The following is a 9,906-nucleotide window of genomic DNA, read 5'->3' as shown; positions in this document are numbered from 1 at the left end:
TGTCAGTCTGTAGAGCGACCATAAGACCAGAACAGAGTAAATCTGTTAAGGCAGGTGCGGAACCCCGCAAGGGAAAGAAGCAGAAACCTAAATCGTGAGGTTTGGGAATCACCGTCCGTTTACGGCGGTGAGGATGTCAAGCCGTCCAACGTCAAGAAACACCCCTAACTATTATTAAACATTGTCGTCAGCCATGATCGAGAACCTGACAACCAGATCGCCTATTTCCCTGAAAAACTATCGTATTGCGGCGATTATTCCCTGTCACAACGAAGAACTAACGATCGCAAAAGTGGTCTCCCAATTTCAAACTTTTCTGCCAGAAGCGGCAATTTATGTCTATAACAACCGCTCTACCGATGATACCGTGACCGAGGCACTCAAAGCTGGGGCGATCGTTCGTCAGGAAATCCAACCTGGAAAAGGCAATGTTGTCCGGCGGATGTTTGCCGATATCGAGGCCGATATCTATATTCTCATCGATGGTGATGATACCTACGAAATTGCGGCAGTACGACGCTTAATTGAACGAATGCTGCGGGAACAATTGGATATGGTTGTCGGTGCGCGTCGGGAAGCGGCAAAATCCTCCCAGGCTTATCGTCCCGGTCATCGGGCCGGTAATCTATTTTTAACAGGATTGGTGAAATTTCTGTTTGGAGCGCGTTTAATCGATATGCTCTCCGGTTATCGCGTCTTTTCTCGTCGTTTCGTCAAATCTTTTCCCGCTTTGTCCAATGGTTTCGAGATTGAAACCGAGTTAACTATCCACGCTTTAGAATTAAAAATTCCCTTCGCCGAAGAACCAACCCTCTACGGGGAACGTCCCGAAGGTTCCCAAAGTAAGTTAAAAACCTTTCAAGATGGCTGGCGAGTATTGGGAACCGCTATCTTACTTTTTAAAGAAATTCGTCCTTTTCTCTTTTTTAGCCTTGTCTCGCTAATTTTGGCGGTTATTTCCCTCCTCTTAGCGATCCCCGTCCTGTTTGAATACCTCGAAACCGGCTTAGTACCACGTTTTCCCACCGCTATTTTATCGGCCTCGATCATGCTTTTAGCCTTTTTAAGTTTGACCTGTGGCATGATCCTCGATTCCGTCTCCCGGGGACGAAAAGAGATGAAACGAATGGCTTATCTAGCTAACAGTTGGCTGAAAGGTTAGGGGGAAAAAGTTCACTAAACATACAGGTCTAGGTCACATCTGGGGTTAAACCGTCTCTAACCGTTGCAGCACGGAGGAGGGTTTTTTGTCAATAAATTCCGCCGGCGAAATTTGATATTTAATCAGATTGGCTAATTCCTGTAGTTGGCTGATGGCTTCCGCACCTTCGAGTTTCATTAACTCTCGATCATCGCGCATTTCTGTCCAGGTGATGCCGTAATCGGACACGAGAAACCGAATTAGATGGGTTTCACCCAATCCGACCATAAAGGAGGCGCTGTTCATTTGACCGCCACAGGTATAGCAAGATGCTAGATAACCTTGATTTTCTAGTGCGATCGCTAAGGCCTGTAAATCCATGACCAAGTCTTTGACTAGTTGGCGATGCTGTTCTGCAAGTCGTTTAAACACAATGTTCCTCCTGACAACACTCCTCAATTATAAAACCTTAATACTGTTTTAAGATTCTTTTTTGAGAAAATAAGATATTTGAACCAGGTTTTTTTACGGATGTTAAGTAACAAAATGTAAAGAACCCGATACCTAGAGTAGCGTGAATTCCTGATATCGCCAAGTTTATGTAAGTACAAAGTTACCAGTTTATCCGTCTTTCCACCCCCTCGATCCCAGCTATTCCCATCATGCCTATTTTTAAAGTTTAAGATCCGGTTTCGACAAAAAAGTTCGCAAATCTATGTTGACTGCCTATCCTAACCAAGAAGTTAATTTTACACGACTACTTAATAGTGACGTGGAGTATAAACCCATTGCTTGCTTTTACCCTGCTCAATCAGGCGAGTTTTACTCGATCCAATCAAAATTATGGTTCGCATATCCGCATCTTTAATAGTCATATCCTCTAGGAATTTCACCGTCACTGTTTCCCCTTTTCGCCCTAAATTACGCGCTAGTACCACAGGAGTTTGCGGCGAGCGCCATTGTAATAAAATCTCTTTTGCCTTCTCCAATTGCCAAGTGCGCTCTTGAGACACAGGATTATAAAATGCGATCGCTAAATCGGCTCGGGCCGCTAACTCAATGCGCTGAGAAATCACCTGCCAAGATTTGAGAATATCCGATAGGGAAATCGCACAAAAATCATGTCCTAAAAGTGCGCCAACCCTCGCAGCCGCCGCTTGCATCGCCGAAATCCCCGGACAGACCTGAATGGCGATCGCATCCCATGCTGGTTTTGCTTTTTTTTCTAATACCTCAAACACGGCCGCGGCCATGGCATAAATTCCGGGATCTCCGGAAGAAACTAAGACAACCGATCGCCCCTTAGCCGCTAAATCTAAGGCCATTTCTGCGCGATCGAGTTCCACCCGATTATCCGATTCATGGCGGACAATTTCTGGTTTTCGCAGGGATTCTACCAAATCCAAATAGGTTTTATAACCCACCCAATCCGTGGCTTTTTCCAATACTTCTCGAACTTCCGGCGACATCCAATTTAGCGCACCAGGGCCGGTTCCGACTATGGCTAATTTACCTTGACTTTCCTGGGCAAAATCCCCTGGGGACAAACTGGATTTTTCCTTAATTTGCTGGCTTTCCTCATACAGATAAACTAAACAGGCAGTGCTAGGTTTTGCTAAGTTTAAGTTATTTTTATCGATAATCTCAATGCTCAGTTTTGCTGCTGATGAAATCGGTAAATTACTATTTTTTAACCAGTCCGCTTCACCAATTAATTTTACTTTTTCACCCGCCAATAAATCGGCAAGAAACTTCTTAGCATCATCGGGATTAACTAACTGATAACCCAGTGGTGGCGATAATAAAGTCGTTTTAAATCTAATATCACCAGTGGTGGTAATGGCGGGGGAAATTTGCCAAACCGAGGCAATTTGACGAGCGAGATCGTTAACCCCTTGTAAACCCCCCAACAAAGGCACTACGGCGCTGCCATCTTCTGCGATTGCTAATACAGGTGGTTCTTGCCATTTATTAGTTAATAAAGGTGCTAAAGTGCGAATCAAAATACCCGCCGCACAAATGCCAATAATTGGCGTTCCCATCTGGAAAAATTCTCGCACCGTTTCGCCAAAATTAGTATAGGTAAAATCAGCCGAATGGGTACGATTTATTAACCCATAAACCACTGCTTCCGGTAGGGCCATTTGCACTTGACGAGCAACGGGGAGGCTGGTTTCTCCTAAAATGAGAATAGCTGGAGGTTTCATTTGGCTTCCCCTGACTGCGCTGCAGTTAACTTTTGGATAAATTCTTGATGCTCTACCGAGTTAATTCCAGCCTTTAAGATGTCCAACACCCGTGACATATTGCCGTTGAGCATGGCTGAAATATCTAACCACAAACCCGGAAATACTAGAGAGCAAATCACCCCTTCTTGGTTGGGTAACAAAGAAATATAATCGCCATTTTCTAAACTAAACCAATCAATCTTTTGATCAAATACCTGCCAAATAAGGTATTCTTGAATGCCACTGCGACGATAAGCACGTTTTTTATCCCCTAAATCTATGGCGGCACTACTAGCGGCAATTTCTACCACTAATTCCGGCGCTCCTTCTAGGTATCCCTCTACAGTTAGGGTTGATTTTCCCCCGCTTTCTTGACTAATTAATAACACCCCATCCGGCTGTAGTTCGTTGTCGATATCCAAGCGGACTGTTGGCTCAATACCCATTTGTACTTGGGGGGTAGCAGCTTGATAAACTCCCAACCAAGTGATTAAACGTCCGTGGGGTTCAGCATGAAATTTAAACCTTAATGGGGATGCCATATATACAACTCCTTCGATCAGTTCGGCTTTTTTTAATCCTGGCATAGCTTGATAACGGCGCTCGAATTCGGGACGAATTAAGCGATCCCCATTTTCTAACGGGGGTAAATGTTGAGTGGTTACAGCCTGAGAATTTAAGGATTTAACCGGGGAAGAAGTCATGGTGGCAGTCTTTGGGAACAAAACAGCATTGATTTTATTATAGATTGTTTCATCGGACTTCTTGCGGGATTTAATTTTTAACTGAAATTTCGCCAGAAGTCCTGAGCTTTTAGCGATGGGATGAATGGCAACCAACATATAGACAATTCCCCAAAACTATAGCATTTATCTTAGTGGTGAGGTACAAAATTTTCCTTTTGGGAAGTCGGTGGTCGATACCAAATTAGGTTACACTTCATCTAGTTATGAGAAACGCTGTCATAACTGATACAGCGAGCCTAAATGAAAGGTAAACGTCCTCTTCTAGAGCCTACCCATTCACGAGTCAATTAGGCACACTATAACTAATAACTGATAATCGATAACTGATAATGTTGGTTCCCCTTACCCGTCAATCGATCGAGCAAATTGTCCCGATTATCGCCACCGGCCCCCAGTACGCTCACTATTGGGGTAAATGGTCTGATTTTCTGCGCCGTTTATTCATTTCTATCATCGCTCTCACCGCAGCTTGGTTAATCGGTAATTTATTCGGCCCCGGTGGTTTAACAATTAAACTGATTTTCAACATTATCGCCGGTTTATATTGGCTCTGGGGTCCGGTTTACTGGGCCAGTGTTCGCAATAATACCTATCGTCGTCTTCCCTACGGAGGGTTTTGGCGCGGTCGCGTTTTCGATGCTTTTGTCACCGAGGAATTAATCGGGGAAGAAGAAAGGGTCAATAAACGCGGGGAATTAGAGATTATCGAAAATCGCCAACGCTGTATTAATCTAGAAATCGGTGATCAAACTGGCTTTTCGGCGATCGTTCGCGCTCCCCTCAAACGCATCCATAAATCGATCCGTCCCGGGATGGTGGCCGAAGCTTTGTTAATGTCTCGAGACCCCGATTTAGGGGATATCAATCAGCTTTCTGATGTCCATCTTCCCCAACTCGACCAGTGGATAGGGGAATATCCTGTGCTGCGACGGGATATTTTCCAGCAAGTTAGTCGCGAATTGGGAGGGGGAAAAGAACCCCGGCCAAAACCTTCTCGTTATTCTAATAATGTCATCCGAAGACGCAAAACCCGTTAATGGTTCGGCAATCTTTGAAACGATGCCGGTTTCTCAGTCATCAATGAATCATAATTTACAGATTTTGGCTAATTTAATCCTTGTTTTTGCTGTTTTTGAACCATCAAAAATTAATTATGCAAGGGGTTCAATATAATTTTAATTGAGCTTAGAAGGAGATAAATCGATGACGGCATCCTATGAGCAAGACTTTGGACTTTGGGCCGAACAAATGGCCGATTTATTAGCCTCCGGTCGGTTTTCCGAGTTAGATATTGAGAATTTAGTCGAAGAGGTGCGGGATTTGTCGAAACGGGAGCGCGATCGCTTACTTGCTAGTCTCAGATTAATTTTGCATCATTTATTAAAGTGGGACTATCAACCTCAACGGCGATCCCGGGGTTGGCTGGGAACTATTCAGCGAGAAAGAGCTAATATTAGGCTTTATTTGGACGATAGCCCCAGTTTAAGGCGATATTTAACCGATGAAAGCCTATTTAAACTCTATGCTGTTGCTTGTGCCGATGCCTTTAGAGGGACGGGATTGGAGTTTCCCCCCGTTTGTCCCTACGGTATTGAGGATATTTTAAATCGTTCTCTTCATTTGTCGGAACGATAGACGAATCTCCTCACCTAACGGAAGATTTTTGATTTTTGCAAGAGATCTATTTTGGTTCGTTGGACGCACCCTTCTACTCTGTCTGAACAAAAGTAGAGGTTATGAACACAATAACTGTAAGACTTATTAAGATTAATGTTCCGACAACCAGATCCGATTGTGGCTTAAAATGGTTAAGGCTGAAAAGTCGGTCAATTCCGATTAGTACCCAAGATAAAACTAAGAAACCGAAAATAAACTCTGCTAATCTTTCACTTAGTGGCTGGACAATATAATTCCATTCCTCTTCAAGTGTCCTACCTGTAGATAAAGCACCGTAAAACATGAATACAAGGTAAGAAATTATCAATGTAATCAAAGTAACCAAAGAAATCCAGGGATAAGTTCCAGATATCCGAATCAACGCTAGGTTAGCAAGGATATTTACACTCAATGCCCAAATGATTAACAGAATCCACTCCAAGTAGTATCGTCTTAAATTTGACTCCACAGATAAGACTATCTCGGCTAAAACACCATATATTAATTTGCTTAGTGGAGCAAGACTATAAAAGATAGACACGACGAACATGATTGGAATCACCGCAACAATAAAGGTAAGCCAAAAAGTAACATAATGCAGCGAATAGAACAGGAATACTACAAAAAAACGTAGGCTCACAACTACCATACGGATAGTGAGCAGAATTGTCCTAAGTGAAACATCAGCTAATGCGTTGGATAACAAGAGAATAGGATTACGAGATCCGTTTGCTACTGAATATTCTCTCCATGTAAACATCAGGATATTTTCGACTATTGGTTCAAGCACAACTCCTAGGGAAAAAACGTAATAAAATGGCGATAAGACTGTGTTTACAATTGTATCCTTGGCAAACGCACCAATTCCCTCAATTACAGATACGAGGGTGGTTTCCTTTAAGCATCGGTCAATTAAGTGACATATCATTACAACAATATAAAAGACTAAACTTCCTATTAAACAATAAACAATTAATGGGATAGGAATCCACTGTTTAGCAACAAAGGCGATTAAGACCTGAAGTGAGATAATAAATAAGAATCTAATTGTGTCCCTAGATGCTTTTAAGGTAATTTCCCGAATCTGGACTGGAATTTTAAAAGTGGGACAATGATTTACAAAATCGATAAGTTTACGGAGTAACAAAATATGCTCTTGATTTTTCTTGTTGGCCTTTATTAGCATATTTTCTACTAAAGGGCTAAATTGACCATTGTCGTAGTAACTAAAAAAGTAATTTGAACTTAAAAAACTTTCAAGCTTGGGATTTGTTCGTCTCAACGACTCTATTAAAGTATCTACAAATTCAGAATAATGAGGTGTTGTATCCGTGTAAGTGCGAGCTAAACTTTTTAAGGCTTCAACAAAATGAGTAAACCCCAATTCATAATTATTGTCCTGCTCAAATATTTTTAACACAAGAAAATCTACTTCTGTTGTTGACATATCGGTTATTTCTCTGCGTATTTCTTCTTTTGCTTTCCATATCTCTTCATCTATTGCCCGTAGCTCTTGCTGTAATCGTCGCTCGGTCTCATAGTATTCATAAGAACGACCTGAAGAATAACTTGCTATTCTCAGCTTTGACAATTCTTGCTCTTTCTCTTTTTTATAATTTGATTTGGGTAAAGCATCTAATTTACTTTGTTCAATAACTAATCGATAATAACGATCTTCCACTGACTTTTGCATCCTGTCTATTTTATCTGGAAGTAATTGCCATTCTTTATATTCTTCACGAATTTGTTTAATCCGCTCCTCGGTAAAGTATTTTCGGATATATTCTTCTTTGTTATATCGTTGTTGATAATCATAATTGATAAATCCCCAAGCAGCGCACCATAAAATCAGTAAAAACAAGGGAGTTAACTCATTTGATCCATGTTGGATGACTTTCTCAAATAAATAGTCACCAGCAATAGCAACTACACTGGCAATGATAATTCTAGTAGGGGTTAAATCTTTAAATTTTGGATTCAATAAAAGTAGAAAAAGAATTACAATACATGATCTGATCACAAACTGATTCGCTTGCAGGAAAGCAAGAAAAGTAAATATTAGGGAAGGTAGGGAAGTTGAAGACTGGCTAAAATAAGAGCTAGTAAACCTAACTCCTGTTAATAAATATAAAACGAATAAGCATAGAAACAGCGCGCAGATAGTAAAGGGAAAACGATGTCCATAGAAATGGAATTCGATATCACGAGCGATGTCGCTTTTATCTTTAGATGTCGTATCCATGTTTCTTTTTTTGTTGCCCATCTCTCCTCCTGAAAACTGGACTGAACACAATAGTCTCGTGAATCAAATGTAGCACTGCTTTAGAAAACTGTTAGGCTTATCATCTACAACCCTAAGTCAATGGGTGCTGGGTAAATTATACTTGATCGCATTCGGATCTCGATGACCGATCAACGCCCGTAAAGCCTCATCATCCTCACGGTGCTTTAGAACATAGTGCGAACACCTGATCTGGTAGGGTGTGTGTAGGTTAGCAAATAAGTGAGATCTGATTGCCAACTATTGATATCTCAACAGCTGCTAACTTACAAGGCTTTTCGAGGGGTTAGGAGTCGGTCTTCAGTATTCAGGACTCAGTATTCAGATGCGGGTTTTCAGATTTTTTAGGGTGCGTTAGGTGGCCACCAATTCTGTTAAAAAAACAAAATCAATAATCCGCACCCGACGCAGCAAATTTATTATTAAATTGGTGCATTATGCTTTCGCACTTCACACCCTAAGAGTGGTAAGAAGTTGAAGGGTGATCGTTCTTGTCGGTGGGGTGGAGTGCGATCTCTGTCATCGAATAAGATATAATTGGGAAGGTAAAAATAGTTAAAGCATTATGAGTTACCAAAACATTATTACCATTGAACCTGGAAAACGAAGCGGAAAACCCTGCATTCGAGGAATGCGTATAACTGTGTACGATATTCTAGAATATTTAGCAGCAGGAATGACAGAAGCAGAAATTCTTGAGGATTTTTCAGAATTAACTTCCGAGGATATCAAGGCTTGTTTGGCTTTTGCTGCTGATCGAGAGAAAAAATTATTTATCACCTCTTTATGAAACTGTTATTAGATGAAAATTTGTCAGATCGGATTATTGATAAAATAATTGATTTATATTCTAATTCTCAGCACGTCAAGACTTTAGGACTGATCAATACTGATGATGCACTTATCTGGGAATTTGCCAAATTCAACGATTTTGTAATTGTCTCTAAAGATGCCGATTTTCATCAGCGCAGTCTATTATATGGTCATCCACCAAAATTTATCTATCTTCGTATTGGTAATAGTCCCACTGCAAAGATTATCGAAATTTTAAGAGTTTATTTTTTAATTATTGTTGAATTTTTTGATAGTGAAACAGAAAGTCTGTTGATATTAGGTTGAGTGCGATCGCTGATCTGGTAGGGTGTGTGTTTGCGGCTACCAATTCTGTTAAAAAACCAAAATCAATAATCCGCTCCCCACGCAGCAAATTTATTATTAAATTGGTGTGTTACGCTATCGCTAACACACCCTACTGGATTGTTTCAGTTAATTTGGTGTATTAGAAAAATGCTATAAATTCTATAATTTAAGACTTTAAGCCGAAATCTATTGCCCTATTTTAGCTGAAACAGTCCACTGCGTTTAATTTTCCAACCTATGCTTTTTAATGCTTTTAAAACTTGTTTGGCTTTCGTTGCTGACCATTGACTCATAGAGCAACAAATGATAAATTTAGGTGATTTTCTGGAAGTTCTCCCTGTTCAAGTTGATCGGCTAAGACACGCAAAGCAAGTGCTTGAACTTTAGCAATAGCTTCCTGTTGACTATTGCCATAGACTAAAACTCCCGGAAGTTCGACGATTTCAGCAATATATCGTCCATCTTCTTCTTGTTCTATGTCAATCTTATAATTCATTTGAGAATTACCTATGGGATGACCTGCTGTCTTGATTATATTAGATTTTATAGCCGCTCTTGTCGGTTGGATTGACCTAAAAAAACCCAACACACAATTAGATAGGGTTTGCCGAAAAAGCTTTTCGTGGGGGCAGGTGTCGGTCCGGCTGTTAAATTTTTAGGCCCCACAGAAGATAGGGGTTTCTATCCGCCCTACACCTCATCGCCAGAGAGGAA

Annotated in this window: 11 protein-coding genes; 5 read left to right on the top strand and 6 right to left on the bottom strand. The window is 41.0% G+C overall.

What is annotated here, in order from left to right:
* The first annotated feature begins 193 nt into the window (after positions 1-193).
* Positions 194-1,162 carry a glycosyltransferase family 2 protein gene (locus tag O9290_RS22530; protein WP_288059869.1) on the top strand — a complete coding sequence of 323 codons (969 nt, stop codon included), beginning with the start codon at positions 194-196 and terminating at the stop codon, positions 1,160-1,162.
* Positions 1,163-1,207: 45 nt separating this feature from the next.
* Here the strand turns inward: O9290_RS22530 and O9290_RS22525 are convergent, their stop codons facing one another.
* The 3 genes from O9290_RS22525 to O9290_RS22515 all read right to left on the bottom strand — a co-directional run bounded on the left by O9290_RS22525 (position 1,208) and on the right by O9290_RS22515 (position 4,211).
* A complete protein-coding gene (locus tag O9290_RS22525; protein WP_002801757.1) occupies positions 1,208-1,573 on the bottom strand; it encodes a DUF1815 family protein in 366 nt (121 codons plus the stop codon).
* 329 nt (positions 1,574-1,902) lie between these two features.
* Positions 1,903-3,348 carry a precorrin-3B C(17)-methyltransferase gene (gene cobJ / locus O9290_RS22520; protein WP_288059867.1) on the bottom strand — a complete coding sequence of 482 codons (1,446 nt, stop codon included), beginning with the start codon at positions 3,346-3,348 and terminating at the stop codon, positions 1,903-1,905.
* Positions 3,345-4,211 (bottom strand): Uma2 family endonuclease, encoded by an 867-nt coding sequence (locus tag O9290_RS22515; protein WP_288059865.1) that lies wholly within the window; start codon positions 4,209-4,211, stop codon positions 3,345-3,347. The genes cobJ and O9290_RS22515 overlap by 4 nt, the downstream gene beginning before the upstream one ends.
* Before the next feature lie 233 nt (positions 4,212-4,444).
* Here O9290_RS22515 and O9290_RS22510 point away from each other — a divergent pair, with 233 nt between their 5' ends.
* Positions 4,445-5,152 (top strand): DUF8619 family protein, encoded by a 708-nt coding sequence (locus tag O9290_RS22510; protein ID WP_002788869.1) that lies wholly within the window; start codon positions 4,445-4,447, stop codon positions 5,150-5,152.
* A gap of 166 nt (positions 5,153-5,318) precedes the next feature.
* Entirely contained in the window at positions 5,319-5,750 is a 432-nt protein-coding gene (locus O9290_RS22505; RefSeq protein ID WP_288059863.1) for a DUF29 domain-containing protein, read from the top strand.
* A gap of 73 nt (positions 5,751-5,823) precedes the next feature.
* On the opposite strand, the gene O9290_RS22500 is transcribed toward O9290_RS22505, so the two are convergent.
* The gene (locus O9290_RS22500; protein ID WP_288059861.1) at positions 5,824-8,034 is read right to left on the bottom strand and encodes a hypothetical protein; all 2,211 of its coding nucleotides are present in this window, start codon (positions 8,032-8,034) and stop codon (positions 5,824-5,826) included.
* A gap of 96 nt (positions 8,035-8,130) precedes the next feature.
* Entirely contained in the window at positions 8,131-8,292 is a 162-nt protein-coding gene (locus O9290_RS28605) for a DUF6887 family protein (protein ID WP_012266890.1), read from the bottom strand.
* Positions 8,293-8,617: 325 nt separating this feature from the next.
* On the opposite strand from O9290_RS28605, the gene O9290_RS22495 reads away from it, so the two are divergent.
* Entirely contained in the window at positions 8,618-8,842 is a 225-nt protein-coding gene (locus tag O9290_RS22495) for a DUF433 domain-containing protein (protein ID WP_002745983.1), read from the top strand.
* Positions 8,839-9,171 (top strand): DUF5615 family PIN-like protein, encoded by a 333-nt coding sequence (locus O9290_RS22490; protein WP_288059859.1) that lies wholly within the window; start codon positions 8,839-8,841, stop codon positions 9,169-9,171. Before O9290_RS22495 ends, O9290_RS22490 begins: the two co-directional genes overlap by 4 nt.
* Positions 9,172-9,481: 310 nt before the next feature.
* Here O9290_RS22490 and O9290_RS22485 read toward each other — a convergent pair whose 3' ends face one another.
* Positions 9,482-9,688 carry a type II toxin-antitoxin system HicB family antitoxin gene (locus tag O9290_RS22485; protein ID WP_004159326.1) on the bottom strand — a complete coding sequence of 69 codons (207 nt, stop codon included), beginning with the start codon at positions 9,686-9,688 and terminating at the stop codon, positions 9,482-9,484.
* Between the last annotated feature and the right edge of the window lie 218 nt (positions 9,689-9,906).

It is taken from the genome of Microcystis sp. LE19-41.2A, assembly GCF_027530405.1.
GTDB lineage: Bacteria > Cyanobacteriota > Cyanobacteriia > Cyanobacteriales > Microcystaceae > Microcystis > Microcystis aeruginosa.
Note: the sequence above shows the minus strand (reverse complement) of the source record. Positions and strands in the feature narration are given on the sequence as shown.